23 protein-coding genes are annotated in these 26,231 nt (G+C 63.4%); 2 read left to right on the top strand and 21 right to left on the bottom strand.

The features are described from left to right. Position 1 precedes the first annotated feature (1 nt). On the bottom strand, positions 2-5,233 hold the full coding sequence (locus ACSQ3O_RS09960) for an LPD38 domain-containing protein (protein WP_436138738.1): 5,232 nt from the start codon (positions 5,231-5,233) through the stop codon (positions 2-4). A 143-nt stretch (positions 5,234-5,376) separates the two neighbouring features. Between ACSQ3O_RS09960 and istA the strand changes: the two genes are divergently transcribed. Continuing rightward, entirely contained in the window at positions 5,377-7,023 is a 1,647-nt protein-coding gene (gene istA / locus ACSQ3O_RS09955) for an IS21 family transposase (RefSeq protein WP_374258795.1), read from the top strand. 5 nt (positions 7,024-7,028) lie between these two features. Next, positions 7,029-7,793, top strand: coding sequence for an IS21-like element helper ATPase IstB (gene istB / locus ACSQ3O_RS09950; RefSeq protein WP_374258801.1), 765 nt, complete (start codon positions 7,029-7,031; stop codon positions 7,791-7,793). Here istB and ACSQ3O_RS09945 read toward each other — a convergent pair. From ACSQ3O_RS09945 to ACSQ3O_RS09850, 20 genes are all read right to left on the bottom strand, one after another. Next, on the bottom strand, positions 7,774-11,781 hold the full coding sequence (locus ACSQ3O_RS09945) for an LPD23 domain-containing protein (protein ID WP_436138737.1): 4,008 nt from the start codon (positions 11,779-11,781) through the stop codon (positions 7,774-7,776). The two genes, istB and ACSQ3O_RS09945, sit on opposite strands and share 20 nt — an antisense overlap. Positions 11,782-11,835: 54 nt before the next feature. Next, on the bottom strand, positions 11,836-13,449 hold the full coding sequence (locus ACSQ3O_RS09940) for a hypothetical protein (protein WP_436138736.1): 1,614 nt from the start codon (positions 13,447-13,449) through the stop codon (positions 11,836-11,838). A 2-nt stretch (positions 13,450-13,451) separates the two neighbouring features. Further along, complete coding sequence (locus ACSQ3O_RS09935; RefSeq protein WP_436138735.1) at positions 13,452-14,177, bottom strand: phosphoadenosine phosphosulfate reductase domain-containing protein; 726 nt, start codon at positions 14,175-14,177, stop codon at positions 13,452-13,454. After that, on the bottom strand, positions 14,177-15,034 hold the full coding sequence (locus ACSQ3O_RS09930) for a hypothetical protein (protein WP_436138734.1): 858 nt from the start codon (positions 15,032-15,034) through the stop codon (positions 14,177-14,179). The genes ACSQ3O_RS09935 and ACSQ3O_RS09930 overlap by 1 nt, the downstream gene beginning before the upstream one ends. Continuing rightward, entirely contained in the window at positions 15,027-15,443 is a 417-nt protein-coding gene (locus ACSQ3O_RS09925) for an N-acetyltransferase (RefSeq protein WP_436138733.1), read from the bottom strand. The genes ACSQ3O_RS09930 and ACSQ3O_RS09925 overlap by 8 nt, the downstream gene beginning before the upstream one ends. 45 nt (positions 15,444-15,488) lie before the next feature. Then, positions 15,489-16,436, bottom strand: coding sequence for a hypothetical protein (locus tag ACSQ3O_RS09920; protein WP_436138732.1), 948 nt, complete (start codon positions 16,434-16,436; stop codon positions 15,489-15,491). A gap of 62 nt (positions 16,437-16,498) precedes the next feature. Continuing rightward, positions 16,499-18,892: a hypothetical protein gene (locus ACSQ3O_RS09915; protein WP_436138731.1), complete on the bottom strand. Its 2,394-nt coding sequence runs from the start codon at positions 18,890-18,892 to the stop codon at positions 16,499-16,501. Positions 18,893-18,922: 30 nt separating this feature from the next. Continuing rightward, entirely contained in the window at positions 18,923-19,375 is a 453-nt protein-coding gene (locus ACSQ3O_RS09910; protein WP_436138730.1) for a hypothetical protein, read from the bottom strand. A gap of 67 nt (positions 19,376-19,442) precedes the next feature. Next, positions 19,443-20,051, bottom strand: coding sequence for a glycoside hydrolase family protein (locus ACSQ3O_RS09905; RefSeq protein WP_436138729.1), 609 nt, complete (start codon positions 20,049-20,051; stop codon positions 19,443-19,445). Beyond that, positions 20,048-20,344 (bottom strand): hypothetical protein, encoded by a 297-nt coding sequence (locus ACSQ3O_RS09900; protein ID WP_436138728.1) that lies wholly within the window; start codon positions 20,342-20,344, stop codon positions 20,048-20,050. Before ACSQ3O_RS09900 ends, ACSQ3O_RS09905 begins: the two co-directional genes overlap by 4 nt. Positions 20,345-20,363: 19 nt before the next feature. Further along, a complete protein-coding gene (locus tag ACSQ3O_RS09895) occupies positions 20,364-21,023 on the bottom strand; it encodes a hypothetical protein (RefSeq protein ID WP_436138727.1) in 660 nt (219 codons plus the stop codon). Continuing rightward, a complete protein-coding gene (locus ACSQ3O_RS09890) occupies positions 21,020-21,511 on the bottom strand; it encodes a hypothetical protein (RefSeq protein ID WP_436138726.1) in 492 nt (163 codons plus the stop codon). Before ACSQ3O_RS09890 ends, ACSQ3O_RS09895 begins: the two co-directional genes overlap by 4 nt. Positions 21,512-21,522: 11 nt before the next feature. Next, entirely contained in the window at positions 21,523-22,008 is a 486-nt protein-coding gene (locus ACSQ3O_RS09885; RefSeq protein ID WP_436138725.1) for a discoidin domain-containing protein, read from the bottom strand. A 4-nt stretch (positions 22,009-22,012) separates the two neighbouring features. After that, on the bottom strand, positions 22,013-23,386 hold the full coding sequence (locus tag ACSQ3O_RS09880) for a hypothetical protein (RefSeq protein ID WP_436138724.1): 1,374 nt from the start codon (positions 23,384-23,386) through the stop codon (positions 22,013-22,015). Further along, positions 23,387-23,674: a phage fiber-tail adaptor protein gene (locus ACSQ3O_RS09875; RefSeq protein ID WP_436138723.1), complete on the bottom strand. Its 288-nt coding sequence runs from the start codon at positions 23,672-23,674 to the stop codon at positions 23,387-23,389. Then, entirely contained in the window at positions 23,675-24,241 is a 567-nt protein-coding gene (locus ACSQ3O_RS09870; protein ID WP_436138722.1) for a hypothetical protein, read from the bottom strand. A gap of 11 nt (positions 24,242-24,252) precedes the next feature. After that, positions 24,253-24,669, bottom strand: a complete 417-nt coding sequence (locus ACSQ3O_RS09865) for a phage tail fiber protein (protein ID WP_436138721.1) — start codon at positions 24,667-24,669, stop codon at positions 24,253-24,255. Positions 24,670-24,684: 15 nt separating this feature from the next. Beyond that, a complete protein-coding gene (locus ACSQ3O_RS09860) occupies positions 24,685-24,966 on the bottom strand; it encodes a phage fiber-tail adaptor protein (RefSeq protein WP_436138720.1) in 282 nt (93 codons plus the stop codon). Between the two features lie 3 nt (positions 24,967-24,969). Further along, complete coding sequence (locus tag ACSQ3O_RS09855; RefSeq protein ID WP_436138719.1) at positions 24,970-25,605, bottom strand: phage adaptor protein; 636 nt, start codon at positions 25,603-25,605, stop codon at positions 24,970-24,972. Between the two features lie 2 nt (positions 25,606-25,607). Next, entirely contained in the window at positions 25,608-26,222 is a 615-nt protein-coding gene (locus ACSQ3O_RS09850; protein WP_436138718.1) for a hypothetical protein, read from the bottom strand. Positions 26,223-26,231 lie beyond the last annotated feature (9 nt).

Genomic DNA, 26,231 nt, shown 5'->3' with positions numbered 1-26,231 from the left:
ATCACTGATCACCGCCTTTCCTGGCTTTGGCGACTTCTCGATTGAGCTGTTTCATCACCGCGCCAATTTCCTCGTTGAGTTCCTTGACCAGCTTCGCGTCACCCGCTTTCATCGCGAAGGAGCGCTCTCGGCGCAAAGTGCGCAGTTCTGACTCCGCTTGATTGCCCGCGCCAATCAGTTCAGTCAGTGGCTCCTTGGCAAGGAGCCCATGTACATCCCCCCCATCGCGGTCGCGCCCCTGCAGTTCATTCTCTAATTCGTTGAGCTCCTTGATGTTCTCGTAGAAACTGCCAGCCTCTGCAGATGCGCCGCGCACGTTGCCATACAGACGGCCGAGAAGTGGAATCTTGTGCGCTGGCAACTCGTCGCCATTGAACGGCGCAGCAGCCACCTGATTCACCTTCATGAGCTCGCGGCCCACCCCGCCCGTCAGCTGCCCGATCACATAGTCGATCTGGTCGGGCGTCAAGCTGATGGCACCAGGCCGATAGTCCGTGCCACCGGACATCTTGTTGAGCCACAGCGATGCAGCCTTAGACGGTGTTGAGGCTGTGTCCTTCGTGCGCAGGTGGCCCGGCGTCGGGTCCAAGGCGTTACTGTCCTTACGGTAAATCGGTTTGCCTGTCCAATCCGTGTTAAAGCCTAGCGAAATGCCTGGATCAGTGACGGTCGGAGACAGCATCAATGCGAGCTGGGCCCCGCTCAATTCCGAAGGGGCGCCGAACGGATTGAACGCGTTGACAGCCATGCCGAGCATTTCACCCAGCTGAGCACCAGTGCTCTTTTTCGATAAGCCGGACATGGCCTCCACGGCCTTTCGCCCCATGTTGGGCAACACATTGAACCCCAGCGGGAGCGGGATGGCGACGAAGTCCTCACGCCCGAGCGGGATCACCAGCGAGCGCTCGCGCACGAACTCGGGAATCTTCATCCACCCGTTTTCGTCGTCGCCTCCACCACCCATCATGGCAATGCCGACCATGGCATTCACGGCGCCCAGCATCACCCCTCCCAGCATGATCTTCTTGCCGGTCGGCCCGCGCAGCGTCTCGACCATGCGGGTGGTGCCCTGAACCGCTGCATTGAAGAACGCATAAAGCGCGCCAATCTCGCGTGCCTGGCGCCCCTTCCGATTGAAGTTCACTGTGAGATTCTTGGCGAGGCTTGCGGCCTGTGGGCGGCTCATGCCAGCCTCCAGCGCAACCTTGTAGGCTGCCAGCCGGGTTGCGCCTTCCATCGTCTCGTTGTAGTCACTGAGCCAGTCCAGGACCCCATGCAGGAACTGGCTCGTTTTCCCGCGCTCGAGCGCGGCCATCGCCTTCTCCAGAGACTCGGCCCGGTCCTTGGGATCGGCGTACAGGTCACGGTAACCGGTAGTGCCGCCATCGTTCTGCATCTGCTCCCAAAGTGCGCCCCACTGGCCGCCAGTCTGGCCTGACGTACCGCCTGCGCGAACAGCGCGGAGGTCTCTGTAGATCGCTCTCAGGGCCGGCAGCATGTGCTTTGCAACCTCCGCCTCTCTCCCTTTCAGCGGCGTCGTGCCCAGGTTCAGGAGCGCGCCTTGCACGTCCCGCGCGAAGTTGATGATGCCGAACACGGGGTTGTATTGCGTGTTGACCGAAGCGAACCACCGGGTAGCTTTCGACGCCCACCCCAGCACATAGTGAAGATCGCCGGAATCGAGGTTACGCAGCGACTGGGCGAGCCGGGCAGCCCTCTCGTTGCGCTCGTTGAATACGATGGCCGCATCCTTGCCGGCAATGCGCACCATGATCACGTTGGGCCGGTTTTTGTACAGAGGGTCCACACCCTCTGTCACGAGACCGGTTTGTGCATCAACACGGCGGGTCTTCGGTGGACGATCCACCTGCCACCAGTCCGCATCCGGGTTCTGAGCCGCCATGACGTACAGCTTTTGCCCAACCAGGTTCTTCTCGCCGCGAGTCAGCGCTGCTTCACGCTGCATTGCGATGTGTCCGAGGATGTGCGTCACCTTGGCGTTGCTGCCTGCGCGGCGCTTGCCGGCATCGCCCTTGACTGAGTAGCCCTGCCCGATGGGATGACTCACGCTATCGGGGTGAGCTTCGTCGCGATGTAGGGGAACATAGTGTTGGTATGCGCTGCGCCAAGCCTGCAGGGTTTGCGGATCCATCAGGCCGTACGACTGCAGCGCGTCCAACGTCTTTGCGTTGATGGCATCCACCTTGCCGGCCAGCACTTTCATGTCGGCAGCCCGCCTGGGGCTGAGCGCAGCCATGAACGACGCTGCGTCTTGGTCGCTCATGCCCGACAAGGAAAGCCGTTCGGCTTCTGTTCCCTTGAATGCCTGCGCGCCGCTCCAACGGTCGCGCTCGCGCATGGCATCTTCCAGCGCTTTCTCGATAGGGGCGACCGCTGTACCAGCTGCCTGCGCTCGCTGGAGCGCCAACTCCAGCTGCTTGATCTGGGCGTCAGCCCCCGCCTTCCCGGCGTCGATCATTTGCTGGTTGGGATTCCTGAACGACAGTTCCTTGTTTGCCTCGGGCGCGTGCCTGGCGTGGAGGTACTGCTCAAACTGCTGCAGCGTGATGCCGCGCGAGTTCATGTCGCCAAGCAGTGGCTTCAACTCGTTGGCAAGAAAATCCTCTGTGCGTTTAGCAACCCGCTTGTGGTACAGCTCTTCGCCCTGATAGGCGTCGTTCAGGTCATTGATCGTGCCGCCGAGCGTCTTGATGTGCTCACGCAGCCGCTTGAGGTCGATCAGCTTGTCCTGATACTCATACAGGAACTTGTCGACGTTTTCCGCGCTGATCAGGCGGTCAACTTTGGACTTGAGTTTTTGCCAACGATTGCTCGGCAGCTGCGTCGGAGTTAGGCCGGGCTGCCCACGGCTAAGTCTAGGAGTGGAAACTGCGGCAGGCCCTTCGCCATCCTCATCAAGCGTGAGGTTCTGGCCCTGAACCGCAGCGCCGCGGCTTAGGCGTTGGCCGTCTGTTTGCTCTGCAGTGCCGTCACCCGATGGAGCTTGGCCCCCGGGAATACCTTTTGCAGATAGGCGGCCGCCTCGTTCGCGTCCTGCCTTAGCGACTCGATCTCGGAGTTCGTCAGACGTTCGGAAACCGATGAGGTATTGCGCCTCTGGGGCCGTGAGTTGCTCTGGGCCGAAGCCGAAGAGCTTGCGGATGTCATCTCCATGGCGGGCCTCCAGTTGGTTGATGATCTTGCGATCAGCCTGCATTTTACCGCCGCGCATGGCATTGACCATCACAACCGAGCCTGACACTTCGCCACCGTTGCGCTGGATATACGCTGCCATGTCGGCAAGTGTGCTGCCCATGGTGGTCACATCGTCCACCAGCACATAGCGCCTTCCAGGCTCGACAGCACCCGAAAACTCTGCACGCGCGATCAACCGCTGCATCGCATCCGCGCCGGTATGGAACGCCTTGTTGGACTGAACCACGCCAGGATCGAAAGACCCTCCTGCAGCTTGGGCGTAGTGGGCCGCGAGCGCAATCGGCAATTTGTTTTGCCCGGACGCTTCTTGTGCGTGCACTGGGACAAAAATGACATCGGGCCCAAACTGAGCACGAGCTGCTGCGAGCGATTCGGGCTTGACCAGGTCCTGCACCAGTCTTGCGGCTGCCTGCACGTCGCCACCCTTCGCAGCCTTGTAGTCCGCATGAGCCTTCAGTGGATTGTCATTGCGGAAGTCGGCCAGCACCGTTGACACTGGCGTCCGGAAGGAGCCGCTTCCGCGCGCTCGGGACATCACCGGCATGGAGTCGGAGTTCTTGATCTTCCAGAGCGCGGCGAGCCGCTCAAAGAGCCCGTAATTGCGCTCCAGCAGGTCGTCGACACTGCTGTAGCCCCGCGCTCTCGCCTCCCGCCGAAGCCAAGTCTCCTGCTGCGCCATTTCCTTGGCGATGTGGTCGTACAGCCGCGTCAGCCCTTTCGCCTGGCGGGGGTTGCCGTTGACCTTGCCCCGCACATAGTCGCGAGCGGCGCGCACCACGTCCGCAGCCATAAGATCAGCGCGCTGCTGCTCCGTGAGGCTCGCGTCAATGCCGGTTTTCAGACGTTCAGCGAGAGCCGTGAACCCGTTTTGCGCCAGCCACGACGCCATGGCGTCTGCCAATGCGCGCCAGCCCTTCAACTTGACCAAGCGCGCGCTGGGCATGTCCACCAGCACCTCTTCCGTGGCCTCGATGTCGGTCAGGTTTCCTCGCTGCTGGAGATCTGCCACGGCCCGCTGGATGGCCGGGTTGCGATTGAAGATGGCGCGCATCGCTTGGGGCAAGCGGGGTCCAAGCACGGCCCGCAATCCGAAGTGGGCAGCCTCATGCTCGGCGAGAACGAACTCGGCCCGTTCGGGATCCTTCAGCCCGGAGGCGAACAGGTAGAGCTCGCCCTCGTGCATGGCGCCTTCCACATCCGCCCAAGCCCCCTGTTTGCGGATGTAGTCCTGCAGTGCTGGTGGCGCATTCGCGGGCGAGGCCAGCGTGTGCACAGTCGGCATGTTCGGCATGCTCGTCCTCACGCGCGTGGCAATGGCCGCCAATTCCGCGACAGGCATGCCCGCGGCGGGCGCCAAAGTGGCGGCATTGGCCGGCGCGGGAGCGCTTCGCATCTCCTTGCCGTTGAAAACCACAATCACATCCGGTTCAGCGACATCAGCTGTCTTGCTCGGGGGTGTGGCGCGGCGCTCCGCATCCGTCATGCCCTGGCGTGCCTGGGTGTTGCGGGCTTCTACTTCGCCAGCCAGATCGTTGTAGGCTTGGGATGGACCGCGCATGCCGTATCGCCCCATGCGCTCTCGCGCTTCTGCCATCTCGCGATAAGCCTTCGACATCTTTCTGGCACGAGGCTCTAGATCGTTAAGACGAGAAACCACATCAGAATCTTCGCCACCAGCCTCAAGGATCTCGTTTTCACGCTCGGCAAGCCATGCGCGTGCGGCAACGTAGTCAGGGTCGGATTCGAGCAGCTTCATCCGAGCGATGTCGGCCGTTTGCTGCTCGTTGATTGCGCCAGCGCTACCGCCCGAGGCAAATCCCTCGATGTCCTGGATACCGTGCTGGATCTCATGCAACAGCACGCTGTCCACGTCCTTCGCTAGCGGATTCCCAATCTTTATGACCTTGCCAACGGTGCCGTCCACGTAGTCGGTTACCGCAAATGTTGCCCCATTGCCCAGCTTGGCATCCACCTTCACCATGATCTCGCGCAGCGCCGGATACGCCCCGGCGGCCACCCAAACTGCCCCACTTATGGCCACCCAAACTGCTCCACCTGGCCGGGGTGAGTTGACCCATTGATTTCGGTGAGTCAGGCGCCTCAGCTCTGACGTGCAGGACGTAACTTCCACCCCCTTGATCACAAGGGGGGATTCACGAGGTGAACGTCTTGAAGCCACATCTACAAACCACGATCTGGACGCTCCTGCGCGCGGGTAACACCCAGCGCGAGATTGAGCGCCGCACCGGCATCTCCCGCCACACCATCCGCGCCTGGGCTAAGCGCTTTGAGGCCCAGGGCGATCCGCCGCCCCCGTCGCCTGACGATTCAAACTGCCCCGGGGTGGCCACCGACCTGGTTGTGCCCCTGGCCAGCCAAACTGCTCCACCCCGGCCACCGGCTTTACTGCTGGCGCCTGCGCCGGCGGCCACCTCGCTGTGTGAGCCCCACCGCGCCTTCATCGAAGCTCAGTTGCGCTTGGGCCGCAATGCCACGGCCATCTACCAGGACCTGGTCGATGCCCACGGCTTTGCTGCACGCTACAACTCCGTCAAACGCTTCGTGGCGCGCATCCGGGTGCGTGAGCCTGAGCAGTTCGACCGCCTGAGCTTCCTGCCCGGCGAGGAGATGCAGGTGGACTTCGGCGAAGGCGCGCCCACCCGCGTGCCCGGCACCGACCGCTGGCGCAAGCCACGCCTGTTCGTGGCCACGCTTCGGTATTCGCGCCGCAGTTTCCGCCGCGTGGTCTGGAATTCTGGCCAACAGGTCTGGGCCGAACTGCACGAACAAGCCTGGCGCTACTTTGGCGGCTCGTGCCGATACGTGGTCCTGGACAACCTCAAGGAAGGCGTGCTCAAGCCCGACCTGTACGAGCCCGAGCTCAACCCCGTGTACGCCGCCACCCTGGCACACTACGAGGTCGTGGCCGACCCGGCGCGGGTACGTGACCCCAACCGCAAGGGCAGTGTCGAGAATGCCATTGGTCACACTCAGGCCACGGCACTCAAGGGCAAGCGCTTCGAGACCATTGAAGAACAGAACACCTACCTGGAGCACTGGGAGACCAAGTGGGCGGCCTCTCGCATCCACGGCTCAGAGCGCCGCCAGGTACAGGCCATGTTCGAAGAAGAGCGGCCCCACCTGCAGCCCTTGCCCACGCTGCCCATGGCGTACTTCCGTGACGAGCAGCGCACCGTGTGCGACGACGGCTGCGTGCGCGTGGCCCATTGCAGCTACGCCGCGCGGCCGGCGCACATTGGCACCAAGGTGCTGGTGCGCATCTTCGAGCGCCGCCTGGAGATTCGCGACCTACAGACCCAGGCCCTGCTGCGCACGCACACCTTGGCCGAGCGGCCAGGCACCGTGGTGCTGCCCATGGACGAGCGCGTCTTCAACCCCTCCCGCGAGACCCTCCACATCCTCAAGCAGGCCGATGCCATCGGCGTGGACGCCGCCCGGCTGTGCCAGATGCTGTTTGCCATCGAAGGCCGTGTGGGCCAGCGCAAGCTGTGGGGCATCGTGCACCTGGCCGACCGCTATCCACGCCAGATGGTCAACACCGCCTGTGCCCAGGCCATCGACGACGGTGTGCACAGCTACCGCCACGTCAAGGCCATCACCGAACGCCTGGTGGCGCAGGCTCTGGCCCAACTCGATGCCGCCCCGACAGCGACGCAGGCCGCACCCGCGAGCACCACGCAAACGCACGACCTCATCCGCAACCCACAGGAGTACGGCGAACTCTTCGCCATGGCCACAGCGGCCACGACACCCGCCATCACACCTCAAGGAGATTTCTTCGCATGACCGCCATGACCCCCCACGACATCGAGGCCACCCTGCGCAAGCTGCGCCTGTCAGGCATGGCTGAGACCCTGCAGACGCGCCTGATGCAGGCCCAGGCCGCTCAGGAGCCCTTTCTGGATACGCTCTCAGCCTTGCTGCAAGACGAACTCGACCGACGCCACAGCAGGCTGATGGCACGTCGCTTCAAGCTCTCCGGCCTGGATGAGAAGCCCTCCCTGGCCGACTTCGACTGGCGCTTCAACCCAAAGCTGCCGCGCGCAGCCTGCTTCGAGTTGCACACCTTGAAGTTCCTCAGCGAAGGCGCCAACGCCCTGATCGTAGGCAAGCCCGGCACCGGCAAGAGCCACATCGCCAAGGCCGTGGCCTACCAAGCCACCTTGCTCGGTCATGACGTGTCCTACATCGAAGCTGACAGCGAGTTCGCTCGCTATGCGCTGGCCGACGCCGACGAGCGCGCCAGTCTGCTCAAGGGCTGGGTGGCGGCCGACTTGCTGGTGCTCGATGACCTGTTCCTGGCAAGGCGCATCAGCGAGCATGCCGCCGAGTTGCTGCAGGCCCTGGTCCACCAGCGTTACAAGCTGCGCCGCTCCATCGTCATCACCTCCAACCGCGTCGTGCAGGACTGGGGTCGCTACCTGGGCGACGCGACCATGGCCACCACCATCCTCGATCGCCTCATGCACCGCTGCGCCATGCTGGAGTTCGAGGGCAAGAGCTACAGGCTCAAAGAGGCTGCTGCACGCCTGATCATCACCTCAGACCCCGCATAATCACCCCGTCCTGCCTGGAGCAGTTTGACTGGCCAACAGTGGAGCAGTTTGGGGTGGCCATCGGGGCCGGATACGCTGCAAACAGCTTTGGGTGATCCATCACCGCATCCAGCGGCAGGGCATTGAACCCGGTGAATTCAAATGGTGCGCGAACTCGGCGCGCGTCATCCAAATTCGCGCCGATGAAGTCTTCTTCGCCCTGGTTTTTCTGGATGGCGTCCAGTGCGCTTTGGGGAAGCAGTGACGGCAGCAGCTTTTCCGGGATGCCACCCACGCTGACGAAATCGCTGACAGCACGAGGGCTCTTCGGCGCCAGCGTCAACCGGTAAGTGCCGTCAGGATCTTTGCGGTAGGAAACGTGCTCAATGGCACGTTCGTCGAATCCACCGCGGTGCAGATTTGCCAGCAGCGGCATATCCACCTTCGCGTCGTTGTCGCTGATTTCAAACCGCATGCGGCCGTCGACACCGCGATGCCACCCCGTCTCGCGCCGCACCAGCTCCGCGTCGTCCCCTGCATCCAGCCGATCCTGAGCAGTTCGCAACGCCATCGCGTCAGCCGAAGCAGCGCGGGCCCCAGCAAAGCTCAGGCGTGCCATTGCTGTCTTGTCGGTGTCGGGGGGTGCAGCGTCTAAAATTGGCTGCGAAGGAGTGCCAATGAGAGTCCCACCAACTTTCCCTGCAGGCTGCGAGTTTGTCTTCGGCTTCTCGGGCGACGAGTTCGTCAAGTTCCCGGACGGCAGTTGGTTCAAAGCTTCGGACGATGGCACTTCGCTGATCGCGTTGCCGGGCATGGACGCCAAAGGCCCACGTACCGGAGCTCCAGCTTCGGAGGCGGCATTTCTGTCTTGCCTTGCCCACTCCAGAGAATTTTCCGCGGCGGGCACTGGGCCCGCGCCGGCGCCATCGCTCTGCTGAACGCTTGGAAACTCGGCCACCACTTCGAGCAGGATGTCGATCGGAGCACCAAGCCGGATGACCTTGACCGGTTCGCCCTTCTCCAGCTTCGCCAGCCATTGGTGATGACCATCGAGCACGTGGTTGTCGGCCGATACCAGAATGGCCCGATCGCCTTGCGTCACGGCTTTCGCTTTTTCGACCTTTGCGGGCGAAAACTCAGCCTGGGTGGGCTTCAATCGATCCGGTGCAATTTCCTCCTGAGCGCTCTCAATTCCTCTCGCCTTGAGAAAGTTCACCAAGGCTCCCCGGTGCTCCGCGCGGATCTGAGGCATGTCGCCGCGTGGAATACCGAGGGATCCTGAATCCTCGGCAAACGCTGTCCACGACCGATTGATCTTCTCTCCGGCCAGGTCGTCGGCTTTCAGCCCTGGGGCGGTTCCTGCGGCTTCGCCCGCTGGTTTGCCTTGCTGTCCTCGACCGGCATCGGGTCGCGCAGCCCCATCGCCTTGATCGCTGCGGCCACGGCCCGGCGCATCCTGGGGTTTCCCTGCAGCCGGTTGGCCAGCTTGCGCACTTTCTCGATTGATTCCCCGCTCGGCGTCTTGTCCAGCGACCGGGGCATTGTTTTGCGTTCCGCCATCTGTGGCTCCTTGTGCTTGCTTCAAAAGGTCCGTGCGCGCCGGCGCAGGGCCGTCGTCGCCGAACATCGACGGCTGGCTCGGGTCACCCGCCTGCTCCAGTGCCTCGTAGTAGCGCTGGAAGAACTCTGCGATGCGGCGCGGGCTGCGGATGTTGTCCGACAGGAAGGCCAGCAAGTCGGCCGCCTCGGGCGAGTAGCGGATGCCGGTCAGGTCAGTCTGGGCCAGCTCCTGCGCAACGGTCCAGCCCTTTTCCTTGAGTGCCGACAGCCCCTCGACCGCGGCCAGCAGATCCGGGGCAATGTCTGCCTCGTACATGGTGCCGGCCTGCATGCGCTCGCGCGCGGCCGCGATGGTGGGCGCCACGCGCAGCAGGGCCTTTGACACGTTCACCAGGTTGTTGTCCAGGCTCTCGGTCATGCGGCGCAGGGAGGGCGAGTCGCCGTAGGCGCGGGCGAGCACGGCGTTTTGCACGCGGCGATAGCCAGCGGTCGACAGCCGCCCGTCCGACTCGATCAGGTCGCTCTGCTCGGTGATCGGCAGCGTGGCCATGAACTGGCGGATGAAATCATGGCTGTTGGTGAAGTTGCCTTCTTCGTCGGGGTTCAGCCCATCGAGGGTGGCCAGGCGCTTCGCATCCGACAGGGCCTGCTCGCTCGGACTCATGCGCTGCACGGTGCTGGCGTTGGCCTGGCGGGCGAACTCGGCGCGATTCACCGGCGTGCTGCGCACGCGCACCAGCACAGGCTGGGGCATGCCATCGACAGCCGCAGGGGTAAGGCCGAACTGCTCAGCGTTGCTGCGCAACCAGGTCTTGTAGTCCTCAGCCTTCTGGCCGTTGGCCTGATACACGCGCTTCATGGCGATGGTGCGGGCGTTGCCCGACTCCACTAGGCCGTCGGCGCCGACGATGGGCGCACCGGTGGCAGCGTCAGCCGATACGCCCAGGCGGGCGGGGTCCAGCTTCTGCACGATGCCCGACACCTGCAGCTCGCTGGCATTACGGCTGCGGTCGCGCGGCTGCAGCTCCTGTGGGTACAAGGGGTTTGCGCGCAGGCTCTCAGTGTGGGATGTCACCAGGTCGGCCGCGTCCATCAGGGCGTATTCACCTTCCAGGCGCGCACCCGACTCCGTGGCGAACGACGTGGGGGCGCCCTTGACGGCCGCTGGCCAGGTGCTGGCGATGCTCGCGCGCTCCTGCTCCAGTGTGGCTGCCTCTTGGGCCAGCGACTCGCGCTCCTGATTGAAGGCTGGACCGTAACCGTTTTCTGCCGAAATCTCCGCCAAACGTTCGCGGATACTGCCCACCTTGCTATCAATTTCACTTGCACGATCCAAGGCCGTGAGCGTCACGGGCGTGCGCAGCGCCTGCTCTGCAGCGGTCGTGTCGTTCGTGGCCGCCACTGGTGCAGCGCTGGTGCCAGTGCTGGTGACGGTCTTGCCGTCGGGCGTCTTGTAGGTCACGTCCACGGCGAGGCCGCGGTCGGCAGCGGGCGCGGCGGGCACGGCCGGCGCTTGTTGCGATGACTTGCCTTGCGCCTGAGTCGCTACATCGATACCTCCGCCCATCACAGCACCAAGAGTGCCAGCCACCACAAGCTGTTTACCTGCGCTCGTGATGCTGGGCACCTCTCCAGAGCCTGCGGCCTCCCCGGTGATCTGTCCGAGTTCCTCGCCCATCTCTTGCGCACCCTCTTTTCCGGAAGCCTTGAGCAACTGCGCAGCGCCTTGTTTTACGGCGCCTGTACCAGTCAGCGCACGGGTGATTGCGCCCTCGGCCCCCCCGCCCGTCAGCTTCCCCGCAATGACGGAGAACGGCACTGTGATCCCGGCCCCGAGATATGCATCACCCATCGACGCGCCCTTTTCGAGCAACTCAGTAAACGTGTCGGCAGCGTTTTGAGCGGTGACTGCGCCGATCCCCGCCGCCGCCTGAGCGGAAGCAACGCGGGCTGCGATTGCGGTCTTGTCCAGTGCCTGCACCGCCTTGCCAGCGGAGGCCAGCTTTCCTGCTCCCGCCGCAACCCCGACCGGCAGAAACATACTCCCGATAGTCGGCAACAATTGATCAGCGAGCGCTCCCTTGTTGTTCAGAAGTGCATCGCCAATGCTTACGTTGTCGTCAGCCATGTCGCGGGCAAAGTTTGCCCGCTGTACAGCCGCGCGCTCCGAGCCAACAGCATCCTGGATGGAGTGCATTCCGCCTTCCATCGCCTGCGACAGCGAAGTCCCAACGCGGTCTCCGGTCGCCAGTCGGGCAATGTCTGCGGCGCCCTTTACCGCGGTCGGACCAATTTGAAGAACGCCAGAAGCAATATCCCGCGCCACACTTCCGACACTCAACTCAGGGATGTCGGGCTTGGAAAGTTTCAGGGAGGGCTGCTCGTCAAATACGTCGAACGGGTTAGCGCCTGGGGCGCTGTCAAACTGGTCGAAGGGGTTTTGTGCCATGGTCCATCCGAGCAAAACAATGCCCGGATGAGGCCATGCTTGGCGCGATACGCCCTACTTCCCGAGCGCTTTCGCAGCAGCACCAGCGCCGTACTTGGCGTCGAATTGGGCCGCCAGGCTCGGATCTTTCTTGAGCATGTCCACGGCCGCGGGCGGCGCGGATGCGGCAGGCGTCCCGCCACCTGCGCCAGCGGCAGACCATCCGTTCCCGGACTTTCGGTAGCCCATATTGCTCATCACGTCATCGGCCGCCTTCACCGCGCGCGCCGCGCCATCGGAGCCGCGTGCGTTTTTCATACCAGCCGCTACAAAGTCTTTGTGCATTTCAGATGGCGACTGCGACTTGCGAGTAATGGCCATTTCCAGGCCGGCTTTCATGTCGGGCGCGAGGCCGGCAGACACCATGGCCTGCGCGAGCTTCACCTCGGATGGGGCGTTCTTTCCGGCCTCCGGCGTGGCGGACAGCACCCCCGTGCGCACGGCCTCCAGCTGCGCGGCCGTAGCGCCAGGGTTCGTTTCCTTGAACAGCGCCACCGCTGCGGATGCTTTCTTGTCGGCTTCGCCCCGGGCAAGGGCTCGCTCATCCCGACCGGCCGCCACAGATGCGCCCTGCAGCGCCAACGACTGATCGGCGCGTGCGTCAGCGCGCAGCGCCAGCGTGTTCTTGAATTCGTTTTGGCTCCACTGGTAAACCGCCATCGGGTCTTTGAAGGCGGCCAGGCCTGCGGCCAGCTGCCCCATGTCCTTCATGACCGTCTCCGGCATGGGGCGGCCGTCCAACGTCTCGCGCTGAATTACGATCTGCCCATTGCCCCCGCGCTTCACGTCGGTCACGCGCGCACCGTCGGGAATGAACTGGTTGTAGAAGTCCTTGACGGCGCCAAGGTCGCCAGCCGCCAGCGCGGCCGATGTTTTGCCCAGGGCCTGCTCGCGCGCGGCGCCATCGAGCTGGATCTTCACCATGGACTGGGCGCTGTATTCCTTGAGCACCTGGCCAGCCTGATCGAGTTTGCCCGCTTCGGTCAGCTGGGCGGCGCGGAACTGACTTGCCGCAAGGTGGTCGTCCACGCTGGCAGCGCGCTCGGTGCCGTCGGGGTTCTTGAGCCGGCCCTTGAACCACTCGCCCACCTTGGTATCGAGCTGCTTGCCAAACGCTTTGTCTGCATCCTGCTCGCTGGCCAGCTTGATCTCGCGCTCATTGCGCGATTGCTCCCAGCCGAAGCGCTGATCGTCCCGCTCCCCCTGCTTGGCTTCGCGCTGCATGCGCATGCCGGCGACCGGGTCGTACTTGGACATCACCCCAGCCATGGCCTTGAAGCGGGCGCTGTTCACCTGCTCTTCCGACATGGCGCCTGCGGTGCGCTTGCCCATGAAATCGGTCACGCCCTGCTGGGCGATGGCCTTTGGCTCTGCCGGGCCCATCTGATCGTCGGCCAGCTTGGGCGTCACGACATACGCCTTGCTCGCATCGTCGTAGCCGATGTGGTTCTGGCCCGATTCCGCGGCTGCGCTGATCTCGGCCCCCTGCTCGGGCGTGAAGCCCTGGGACTCCACGGGCTTCTCGCGCATGACGCCAGCAGTTTCAAAAGCCTGGCCTACCTGTCGCGTCGCGTTGAACGCCGCGTTGAAGTTGTTGAGGAATTCCTGCACCCCAGATCGTCGCGCCATGGTCAGCTCCCGATTTCAGTTTCGAGCTCATCGAGGTGCGACTGCATCGCACGCTTGATGGCCACAAGATTGCGTTTGTGCTCTCCCAGCAAATGGGGGTGCTTTGCGCTGAGGTACGCCGACTTCCCGTCGCCCCACCAGGCAGTGCAACCCATGCATTCCGGCGCGCTGATCTTGTGGAAGTGGTCGTAGATCGCGTTGCGCGGTGCCCCCACCTGCTCGAGGTATTCGAAAACCTGCTGGTGCGTCCAGTCGCGAACCGGCAGCAGCACGTCATAAAACGGGGTGGCCCCTTCGGCGGGGATCTTTCCGCCGTCGCAGAGCTTGGTCCCGCGAATGACCGCGTCCACTCCGTCATCAACCATGCGCTGGTGCAGCGGCGCCATGAGGTTGTGATAGCAGCAGTCAAACCGGTTGGTCAGCCGCACATGACCGAGCCCATGAAGAACCCCAATGAAATGGGAGTTCGCAGGCAGGAGATCCGTGGGGTACCCGTTCAAATCCCGCCAGCCCTTCACGTCGGTTGCGACCTCGACAAACCGCGGCACCCACTGGCGCACTTCGTGCACCACGGCCAGCGTCTCCGGTGGCGTGTCGCCCGCGTTCAGCCAGTACACGGTGATCTTGTCCAGCTGGTCGCGCAGCAGGTAGAGGCAGGCGAGCGAGTCCTTCCCGCCCGAAAACTGCAGGGCCGGGCTTGTGAATCGGCTCAGGTCAATGCTCTGCATCACATGATCGTCCCGACGCCCATGGCCAGCCCACCGAGGCCGCCCAGCACGCCACCGACGGAGTCACCGCCCTGCTGCCCGTAGTAGTTGCGCGACTGGGTGCCGTACATGCCGGTGGCGTTTTGGCCCATCTGGCCGGCCATGTTGCCGGCTGCGTTGAAACCGGCGCTCATGCCTGATGCCCCGGCGTTCGCGATGCCGATCCCAGACGCTGCGAAGCCCGCGCCTGCACCTGTAGCCTGCATGCCCATGGAGGGGTAGCCCGCCAGTGCGTTGGTGGCCCGGTCCGTCAACGCGTAACCCTCGGTGCGAGCCCGGTCGCGCGCGCCAGTGCCGGCCATCGCCAGTGCCGATGCCTTGGCAATGGCGGTTTGATTGCCAAGTGCTGCCGATCGGCCGTCCGAGGGGTTGACGCCCATGCGCGCCATGGCCCGTGCGTTCTGGCCTTCTGCGTTTGCAAAGCCCTGGTTGACATCGCCCATGGCCTGGCCAGCGAGCTGGTCGGCTTTGTCGGCGGTGTTGAACTCGGCGGCGTCTGCGACGAGCCTATCCTGAAGCCCGGACAAACTTTCACGCCGGCCCAGCATCCACGTGCGATCTTCCTGGGATTGCTGATGCGCGGTACGGGCAGAATCCAGGCCAAACTGCATCTGCTCGCGTTGAAGCGGAAGGTTCTCCTCGGACATTTGGAGCACGCGCTGGATGACGGAATCCTGGACGCCCATCGAGCGAACCTGGGCTTCCACCAGCCGAGGATCGGGCGCAGGCGCGCTGTTGCCCTTCCCTCCATGAAGCCGCATCCCCCCGCCCGGGCGAGGCTCGAAGGCGCCGAGCGGCAGCATATCGAAGTCAAACATACCGGCAGTCCTTTCGCCACATCACATACAGGATCACGTCGTCACCCTCGGGGCCCGCGCCTTGGAGCCGCGCCTCTTCCCGATAGCCGAAGTGCTCATTCAAACGCCGGGCCTCTGCATTGCTGGCGTTCACGTAGCCGCTCAGGCGCTTGACCCCGCACACAAGGAACGGGTACGCGAATCCCGCACGCAGGAACTCGCGGGTCATCCAGCGTGCACCTGGCGCGCCACACAGATGCACCCACATGTTTTCGCCGTTGAAGCCCTCGTAAATCGCCGCCGCCACAAGCTGGCCGTCTTTTCGCAGCCCGATGCACCGCATGTCTTGCGAACGCGACAACCCGGGGATCAGCGACTGCGCAAAGGGCAGCACGCTGTCCAGGTCGTAGTCGAGTGCATGGTGGGCCATGCGTCCATGCTTGCATGCTTGGCGCCTGAACCAGAGGGTCGCCGCTTACGCAATAGACAGCTTTGCAGCGGAGAAATGGACCGTCGCATTCGGTGCAGCCCCGATCCCGAGCTTTTCGACGTTGTTTGTCTCGTTGGGCGACTTGAAGTCTGGTCCAATGGCTGCGAAGTACGCCACGTGGCGCCCTGTCCAGTCCCAGCCCCAGGGTTTTGAGCCGGCAAAAATGACTTGGCCGTTCCCGCCTCCACGATGAATCGTGATCGCCATGTGATTGGCAAGCGCTCCGGTGCGATAGCCGGCCACAATCCGCACGGTGAAAATTGGGGTTGTGGCAGGACTGAACCCGGGCACGCTCGACGTAACTGGTTCCAGCGCTGGGTTAAACGTGCCGTTCCACTGCTCGGCCTGCACAGAGCCATCGCCGAAGATGATGAATCCGCGCGCCAGGGAAAAAAGGTTCTGCCCGTTGCGGATGACCGGAGCGTTGTGAGGGTTTCCACTGCCGGCTTCCCCCATGCAATCCAGGGCAAAGACGATGTGATTTCCCCCTTGCGAGAAGAAGTTGGCGGTGTTGACAGTGCACACCAGCTCTTGATAGGAGCTATCCACGCGACTGGTCGCTGAGGTTAGGCGGTAGAAATCCAGATCGTTGCGGACCAAACGCAGGGCATCTGGCGGAGTGTCCGACGACGATGCGGCGGCCGGCGCCGAAGCTGCTTCCCCCGCCATGGCGCCGACAAGCGGCTCTCCCGACGCGTTCGAGATCCGACGCAGTAGGTCGTTGTACATTCGCGTGTTGCGCAGCGCCTCTCCCAGATCTTCAACGTTGGAAATGGATTCCCACCATCCACCCTTCGTGCTGGGAGCTGGGCTGGTGCTCTCGGCCAGGAATGCCGCGAGATCGCGCTGCGTGAGGGCCCGCTCGTCGGCATCGCCGCGCTGGCCCTCCCGCACCTCCAGGCGTTCAGTAACAGCCTGCAGCCAGGCGCGCATGGACGCGTCCTGTGCGGACACGGGCGGCAGCGCTGGGAGGCGTGCTCTGTTCTTGGGGTTGGTCATACCGATTGCAGCTCTGTCGTGTCGCTGGCCACCACCACGCGCGTGACCCGCGCCCTCGATTCCACCTCGGCCTCATATTCCAGCCACCGCCCTGGGGGCAGGCGCACTGGGTCAATGTTCACTACGGTGGCCACATGGACCAGGGCGCCATCGCCGTAAAGGCGGATGACGGCAGGGGATGCCGGCGACTGATCGCCGTACACCTTCAACCAGACAAAGCCCGTTTGCCTGGGCAGCGTGATGAGGGGCGATTTCCACCGCCCATCGCGCCGGCTGGTACCACCAAACACTCGCCAGATCTTCCCGTCATCGACTGCATACAGCGAATCGGTGATCGTGTCGGAGAAAAATGCTGATCCGCGCAACGAGACGTGCCCGTACTTCCCACTCATTGGGTCGAACGACAGGCAGCCACCGCCCTGCCCCGCATAGATGATGTAGCAGATGTTCTCGTGAGCGCGCGCCACCATAGACTCGGGCACGAGCTTTTGCCAGTCCTCGCGCGTGATGAAGCCCGAGGAAACCACGCGCACGCCGTTGTGGTCGGCCAGGCACAGGCCGTCAGGTGATGCGTACAAGACGCCACCCTGCATCATGGCGATAGACCGGCTTGAGGCGCAGGCCTGGCGCACATCCTGCTTGACCGAGGACATGCTCGCGGAATCGGCTCCGCTGATGAAGTACGGGTTGCCCTTCGTGCCCACGAAAACAGTCTGGCCGAAGACGCCCAGGCCGACAATTGGAAACTCGGTGGTGATCTGGTACTCAACCGGCCAGGCGTAAGGGACGTAGGGCTCGCAGAACGCCACGGTATTGTCGAAAAAGCCGGCCATGATTCCGTTTGGCATCCCTACCAACCCGCGCAAGTGCGGATTCGTGCCGGTGTCCCGCTTGGGCGGCATGGCCCATGTCAGCGTGGGGCACACCTCACCAAGGGCTGAGGCCTTTTTGGTGTCCGTGTAGCTCAGGGTGTTGATGTTGAGCTCTTCCACAAACTGGAAAGCGGCCGACTGGCTGCCGCTGTTACTGCGGTAGATCCGCCACCTGTTGATGTTGCGTCCGGTGAAGGTTTCCCCGGGCGGAAGCTCTGGGCGCGCCACAGTCGCACTATCGTTTTGATCCAGATCCAACACGTCGGATGGCGTGCCCAGGGCGGATTCTTCGTCCCAGTCAGTGACGAACGTGGCGGCATAGAACCGGGTTTCGACGATGCGCAGCACGGTAGGGCCGACGACGGCCAGCGCACCACCGCGGGAGCTCAGCCACTCCTTTACCCAGAGGGTGTCGTCCGAAAACAGCTTCAACCGCTCAACAGAACGCTGATTCACCTCATGCGCTGCGGCTGCTATGCGGTTGCGCATCGCCTTGACCGTCTCATTGGCCCCGGCCGGCGCTGCGACCAGGAGCTTCACAAATGCCTGCACCTCGGCGTCCAAGCGCTCGCGCAGCGCGCGGGCATAGTTCGCAGGGTCAAACCACTTCACGGCGCGCGCGACCAGCTCGGCCACCTGCGTGTCTGTGAATAGCCGCTGGCCACTCTTTGCCCCGTACCCTGTCTCCGGAAAAACGATAGCCCGCAGGTTGTTGCTGGCAACAGTCGCATCGATCCAATAAGCGAAGGCGCCGGCGTTCACCGGAATGGCCATCAGGCTGTATGGCCCGGGGCCGTTAGGCAGGCCACGCGCATCCATTTCTGCGCCAATCAGCCCCATCTGCTCGCCAAAGTTGTACCCAATGACCGCCACTGCGTAGTACGGCTTGTCGGCGTATAGGCCGGCAAGCACAGGGTCATCGCACCAGCGCATGCCCCACAGCTGAAACGGGCCCGCCGTGGGCAGGCCATCCAACTTTCGCCGGCCGACATCCAGCACGGTGTTGCTGGGATTGCGCAGTGCAGACACCAGCGCCTTTTGAATCTCGACCACGGCCGTCTCGGTCATGAAGCTCGTGGCTTCCTCAGCCGTCAGCTCATCGCTGATGTTTGCGACCGCAGCCGTCTTCATTGGTGCCGGCACGCCCACCAGGCGAGGCGCGTTGGGGGTTGCCACGGTGATTGCTCGGAGGGGTTCCGAGCCGTCGTCGGTCGTGAAGTAGGTGCGCTCCGTGCGCTCGTCGTTGATCTGCCCTTTGACGTAGCTGCGGTCTTTTTCCGCTACGACCCAGCCGGTCGCCGTGCTGGTGTTCAGCTCCCCATTCGTCCCGCGAGCGAAACGGTACAGGGAAGTGGTGTTCCCCGGCGCCTGCGCCACCTCGACATCGGTAGCAAGCGGGCGGAACTCATTGGTACCCAAAAACAGATTGCGATTTTCCTGCGCAGCACTGGGCGGCAGGGCGCGCGGGGACACAGAAGGAATTTCACCTCCGAAGGTTTCGATCTTGAGGGCTGGCATTGCGTGCTCCCGGGTGGTTGTCGGCGCGCCCTAATGAATCACCGGCCAGGCTTCAAGGAGGGTTCGGACATCAGACGCGTGCCCGTCAGCCTTTGCTGCGAACTCTGATCGCTCTCGGCTGCAGACAGCGAGTAGCTCACTGCTGGCAGTGGCGTACTCAGCGACGGTGGCTGGGGGAGCGTCAGCGATACGGCGGGCGGCATCGGACAGTTGTGCGCGCAGCCCATCAGACTCGCGCTGAGCAACAGCAGCATCGCGCCGCAAAGAGTTTTGACGGGAGAGTGCAGCATTGAGGGCTCCTTGGTATTTAGTGTCGATGGCGCGTTGCTTGGCCTGCTCCCTGGAAGTGGCGGCCAAAACGTCGTTGGCATGCTCCAACCGCATCTCTGCGATGTCGGCGGTGTAGCGGGCGTCCTGGAATGCCCAGGCTGCCGCGGCCGCCACCGCGGCGGCGATCACGCTGGAGAGGAGGGTCAGGTTCATGGCTTGGCCCTTTTGCGCCGCAGCAAGTGAGCGATCGCGAGCGGCAGGAAGGCGACAAGGTTGGCTCTCATGGCCGCACCTCCGCAATCAGTCGTGCGCTGAAATGCCCGTCCCTGCCCCACTCCGCACATAGCTCGCGCGTGGCGCTGCGGCGCTCGACCAAGCCGGGCAGCACCACAGATTGGCCGTTGACCGTGCCGCGAACCCAACGGGTCATCTGCTGGCACATGCCCACCAGGTCGCCCGAGTTCCCCAGGCGTACCAGCGCTGTGTCAGTCAGCACGGCGGGCCCGAGGTTGTAAACCATGTCAATGATGCTGGCGCGCACCCAGACGTTGTACGTGGCCCAGCGCCGCAGCGCGGCCTTTGCTCGGCGCTCGGCGTCGAGGTATTTGGGCAGCTCCAGGCGCTTGCAGTCGTCGGGGGTGTAGTAGCGGCCCGCCACCACCTCGGGGCCGGTGACGCCGTTGCACACGGTGAGCGGTTGACCCTTGCCCAGCTTGTCGACGTAGGGCGTGCCGATGTGGCGGCCGCTGCTTTCGTAGTGGGCGCCCAGCTCCATGGCCAGCAGCACTTCGGCGCTGGGCTGCTGGGCTTGGTAGGTGGCCACGCCAGCGGCACCCATGGTGATGGCCAGGGCGGCCTGGATGAGCCGTTTGCGGATTGCCTCTTTCATTTGCCACCCCGAAAGTTGGCCCAGGCAACGCCGATGGCGGTGCAAGCAGCAACGATCGCACCTATGGGCTTGGCAGCTGAACCGACCCAGTTGAGCACCTTGAAGGCGCCCTTCATGGCGGAGAAAAATTCGACCAATTCAGCGGTGCTTGCCTCGATGCGCTGGGTAGCGGCAGTGTTTTCGGCTAGTTCCTTTTCCACCCGCGAAAAGCGCTCATCCCCTTCGTCAAGACGTTGTTTGAGGGCCGCAATATGTGGCACCTCAACGAGGTTGCCGAAGTTATCTGGGATCACAGGTGTCCTTCCTGGTGAATTACCGAAATGGGATGGTTGACCAGGTCACGGGAGCGCGCAGGTCGTGCCCTGGGATCGGATACCAAAGCTGCGTGCCGTCATCGCGCACCACGTTGTCGATCTCGTAGCCGATGCGAACGCGTACCGGAACGAGGCCGAGCCATTTGTCCTGCGCCACGATCTGCCAGGCGCCGTTGTTTTCGCGGACGGTCACGCCGTTGGCGCTCCACACCCGCGTTGCGCCAGGCGTGACCCGGTGACCGAGGCGCCAGGCGCGGTACTCCCCGGCGTTGCGCCGGTACCAGGCCTTGCGCGACTCGGTGCTGCGGGGGTGGGCGCCCTGGCACCAGTAGTTGGCGGCGCGTGCCTCGGGTGTGTCGTCCATCCAGGCGCCCGGAGCTGGTCGGCCGTTGGGCCAGGGCACGTTGTCGCCTTGGGCTGTGATGTTGACCATCGGCGCGATGTCCCAATCGGCCAGGTCGGGACGCACCTCGATCAGCCGTTCGGCATGCCACGGCAGCAGCTTGGCGATCTTGCCGGCGTGTAGCAGGCGTACCTTCCACTTGGTCCAGGTCAGGCCGTGGGCGCGTTCTTGGGCTTCGAGCAGCGAATCGACGGCATCCCGTTCATGCTCCACTGGAACACTGGCAGCCTGGAGGTATTGAAGGATGTTTTTCATTTGGGCCAGTCCAGGACGGGGAGTTCTGAGAGCACCTGCTCAACCGATGGCATGGGGCGCTGCCCAGCCTGAACGGCAGCCATGATCTGGTAGCAAGTGGCCCAGCTCGCATCGCGCGCGTTGACGGCGTACTGACCCTCAGCCGCGAACTTGGGCACAGTGCTTGTGGCGTAGGTGCAGGCGCTCAGGATGCTGTCGTAGTTGCGCGAGCGGGCAAAGGCGTCGAGCCGCTGCTGAACCGCTGCTGTGACGGAGGCAATCACTTGCTCTACCGGCGCGGGGTCAACGCGCCACTGTTGCATGTTGTTCGCGGGCATGATCTCAACCGCGACCTGGACGCGCGAGTCATGCGGTGGAGGGTTGCTGGGGACGTACCAGGTAAACACGCCGTGGTTCGCGCCTTCGGGAATTGAAACCCGTGGGTAGGCTGACCGAACAGTGCTGACGCTGTGGCCGAAGGTGTTGGTTTGGGTGTTGCGGTATGGCACGGGCGGGTACCTCAGAGCGTGAAAGCTTGCCAGCCGGACCATGCGGAAACACCGGAAAACGCCTTCACGTCGGTGAAGGTGGTGCCGTCTGCAGAGCCTTGGACGATGAAGTCACGGGGGCAATATGTTGTGGATGGACCCGGCTTGATTGCAACCTGTGCCACCGACTGGGCCGTACCAAGGTCATAGCGCGCCCAGTGCGGTGGCCCGCCTCCCGCGCTGAACCAAATCGAGAACTGGCTATCCACTATGTTGTCCACGGTGCCGCTTCCGGGGTATGCCCCTTCCTCTCCGTTGTCCAAATACGAACTCACGAGAACAGGCGTGCTACCGGTAGTAAGGTCTGCGCCTCCAACCGTCCCGCGCAGTTCAATTTCCTCAAGGCCAATGGTTATGCCACTGGAATTCAGCAGCGTGACGTAGATGCGCCAGTAACGGTACGGGACTGCCGTGCCGGCTTTTTTGACCATCACCCCTGCGCGTGTTGCTGCAAACATAGCGTCAGGCCCGCGTGAAGTTCTGGCCGCCGACAAAGCCGAGCCAGTAGGTGCCGTCGGACACGAACGAGATCACATCGGTGCGCGATGCTGTCCCGGTGATCGTGGGTGCCGTGCCGCCGGGCCAGCGCACCGTAGCGGGCCAGGTGGCGGTGCGTCCTCCCGTGGCATCCTGTGCCAGCAGTAGGGTGAACTGCCCTCCCGACGCGGGCGTGGGGTAGGTGAACGTGCAGTTCCCAGTGAGCGTGAGATTCAGGATTGAGCCGGCCGTGTTCGCCACGGTGTAGGCCGTCCCGGTGTTGGCCGTGATGAACGTTTCACGCACGCCCTGGAAGGTTGCGGTGCCGGTAAACGATGGCGATGCGATGAGCGCACGCAGCGACACCTGCGCCTGCAGCTTGCCGATGGCCGACAACACGGTGTCGGTTGCGTCTGCAACGGTCGATGTGGCGGTGGAAAGACCTGTGAGTACCGCAGCTCGCACGTCGGTGGCGAAGTCGCGCCACGTCTTATCTCCGCGCCAATATTGCGCGGTGGTTCCTGCCGTGATGCTTGGTTCAGTGCCATCCAGAGCGGCCTGCAGCCCGGTTACTGTGCTGATGGCCTGCCCGCCCGTGTGGTTAGCACGAGCAAGCAACGTGGCGTCAGAGCTGTTAGCCGTTGCACCGCTGGCAACGCTGTCCAGCTTGGTCTTGTCGGAGCCGGTCATGAACCCGGCTGCGCCACCCGCTACCGCATTTGAGTGTGCCGTCCCGCCAGCGCCGAAGTGATCTGTAAATTGCTTTTGCAGCTTGCCAATCGCAGCGAGCACCGAATCGGTGGCGACAACTGCTGCATTGGTTGCGGTGCTCAATCCTGTCAAGACAGCTGCGCGCACGTCGGCAGCAAAATCGCGCCATGTCTTGTCTCCGCGCCAATATTGCGCGGTGGTTCCCGACGTGATCGCGGCCTCCGCTCCGAGGTTCGTGCGCGCTGCTGCCGTGTCGGCAAGGCCGGCCAGGTTGTCACTACCTTGGAGCATGTTGGTGGCTGAGCCGGCCGTCATGCGCAAGCTGACCTTGTCCCCAATGGCGTAAGTGCGGGCGGTCGTTCCCTCCTGCGCACGCTGCACGGTCAAACGTGTTTCCGAGCCGCTGGTGGTGTCCACCGCGGTCACGCGCACGATCTCCAGATTTGTCTCTAGCCCACCGGACATGCTGAACAGGGTCAGCAGAAACCAGTTTCCATCGGTGAGGGCAGGCAGCACAGTGCCAGCAGCTCCTGACAGCTGGATGATCCCGTAGCCCAGTTCTGTCGCGGGGGAGCCGGTGTCCGGGAGGGCCTTGACGACACCGGTAAGGTCGGTGTCGAAGTTGTTGAGCCAAAGCTGCTTCGCCATTCAAGTCTCCCGAATCTTCACGATGAGTTCCACTTCCTTCACGCGGCCGTCTGTTGTCGATGCTTTGATGGAGAGCGTGTAGGTCAGGCCGTCCGAGCCACCGTCGTACACCCACACCTTCACGCGGCGCGCAGAGGGGGAAACGACAGCGGAGGGAGCCTCGGGCATCACAGGGGACGCGTTGACCACGGCCGACACGATCTGGTCACCGGAGGGAAACCACTGATCGAAGTCGATGTCGTAGTCCTTCACATCGCCAGGCTGCTGGGTTACTGTTGCTAGTGCCATTCAGACCACCACATAAAAAACGTTGTCCTCGGGGGGCACGATGAACACGCGCTCATCAGGGGCGTCCTCGTCGTATGGGAATTCGTTGAGCACTCCCGCTGTAAGCGTGATGCCGGCAGTGCCTTCAAACACCTCGGGTGACAGCCGCCAGCTGGTGAGGTCTTGGGGCAAAGAGGCCGAGGCAACGAAGTTCACCACTTGGCGCCGAACCGAGCGCGCGCCGATCACCACTTCTGCCGACACCGGCAAAGTCATCAGCGACCGGCGACCCACCCTTGCAGAAGCTGCGATGACTGCGGTACACGCTGCGTTGAACAAGCCCCGCAATAGAGGGATGGCAGTCACGGAAATGGCCGCTTCGACCAGTAAACCGAAGTTCTCCCGTATCGCCCGGCGCCCGCCCTGGCCGATGGCAGCAGACACGGTGAGCGGCCCAGTCAGCCGACGAACCACGCGCGACTGCGCTACAACGTAGGCAGAGGCGATCAAGTCCGCAGCGACACGGAAGGCTCCACCACGCTGCCCACGAGCGTTCAGCGCGTAACCGTTGATCGTGCCGCGATTCATGACCTGCTCGGTTAGACCAGCGTGATGGTCCAGTCGCCCGACACCGTCTCGGAATCAACGACAAACACGTCGTTCACCGACATCACCTTGGGTGAGCTGAGTGCCTGGCTGTACAACAGGGTGGCGGTGGGGTCCGTAGGGCTCGCTCCTTCGACAATCCCCACATGGGTGACGGTCACATCACTGCCCGTCAGGGGTGGAAATTGCACTCGGGTGCTGTTGTAGGACGCCCCGTTGGTCGGCGCAGCGAACGCGCCCGCAGGTTGTCGTGCATACCAGGCCGCGCTCACCTCAGTGCCCGCCGTGAAGGCATCGGTGGGGTCCGCGGAGAACAGCGCGAAATAGGTGGTGCGAATGGTGGGGAACGCCTGACCACGCAAGGTGGAGTTGATGATGGCGTTAGCGAGGGAGGCAGAAAAACCAGCCATGTGAGACTCCTAGAGTTAGATTTCCTTGACCTTCACCAGGATGTCGAGCTGCTTGACGCGGCCCCCCTGGGTGGTCAACGTGGCGCTCACCTTGTAGGAGCGGCCGGAAGTGCCACCGGACACGAAGGCGCGAACAACTCCGCGCTCCATGCTCGACGACTCGATGGTCACCCCCTCTGCGGCGGCGACGACGAAGCTCGCGGCCACGTCGTTGATCTCCTGGAGGTACTCGGTGAAATCGAAGGGGTAGTCCTGCACCTCGATGGGCTGCTTGACGTGTTTTGCGTGGTAGGCCATCGGTTATTCCTTGGGAGCCACGGTGGCCGTAGTCTGCAGGTCCACACCCAGCATCTGCTCAGCGCGCGCCAGGTGTCCGGTAGCAAGGGCGGCGTTCCCAGCGTGCTCTGCGTCCTTGGACCAAGCGTAGAAGAGCGCCAGGTGGTAGATCACTGGCGCCCACTGCGATGCGATGGCCAGATCGCTGTAAGCGCCCTGCTGCTGCGCCACCGCTGGCGTTGGGTAGGCTGAGAATTCGATGTCAACGCGCGCACCTGACGTGGCGGGCGGGTACACCTCAAAAATGCGCGGTGTGCGCAGGTCGTGCATGAAATGCACGATCCGCCCGGACGGGCTGCGGCTGCGCCAGTTCTGCTCAACCGCATCAAGCATCGGTTTGTCCACCTTAGTGATGGAGGGACCGTCGGCGTTGCTCGGGATGTCCATCAGCGAAGCGGCCTCGGCCGGCAGCGACTGACGGAACCCGGCACGCAAGGCAACAGCTTTCACGGTAGCGGTCGTGTCAGGACGGGCGCGGTGCACATCGTCCTGGGCCCGGTTGATATAGCGAACCAGCTCGGGCGTGCTCCATCGGATGCCGGTGGCGTCCTGCAGGGCAATCCGCAGGTCATCAATCAGGCTGGCAACGGCGATGGGCATGATCAAGCCCAGCCCACGCGAGCGCGTGGTGTGTTGCCGGTGGCGCTGCGCCAGGCAGTGACCGTCTTGGTGCCAATGGCGGACTCAAATTCCGTGCCAGCCATTGCAGCCAGATCAGGAGCGTAGAAGCTCGTGCCTCGGACCATCATCAGACGCCGCTTTGCACCCTCGACGATGTCTTGGCCGTGGTGCTCAAACAAGTCATCGGGCACGCCCATGGCCGTTTTTGTCGGCTTGAGCGATGCGAATACGGAAATTTGCTTGCCCGCTGGCAGCGCACGCGTCAGCGTAAAGACAGCGCGGTCCCTGCTCGTCAGGCCTGGCGATGTCTCAGACTGGGCGGGATCGCTGGGCAACTGGTTGAACGACAGCACGGCCAATGGTTCGCCGTCCAACGTTGTGCGCTCAATGCGCACAACCATTGCGCCATCCGGCACATCCAGGTCGTACTCGCGCACATTGGCCTGCACCGAGACGAGGTCCAGCCACTCGCGCCAGATGCGCGTGCGCTCAAAGAACACGCGGGCAGCTTCACGCAGCGCGATGTTTGCCATGGGCTGCGGGCAGCCCACAACATGCGGCATCAGCTCAGGATAGAAGTCTGCCCAGGTGGCCATGGCAAGCGA

The sequence above is a fragment of the Acidovorax sp. LjRoot74 genome, from assembly GCF_964254355.1.
Taxonomy (GTDB): domain Bacteria; phylum Pseudomonadota; class Gammaproteobacteria; order Burkholderiales; family Burkholderiaceae_C; genus Acidovorax.
This window is presented reverse-complemented; position numbering and strand designations above follow the sequence as displayed.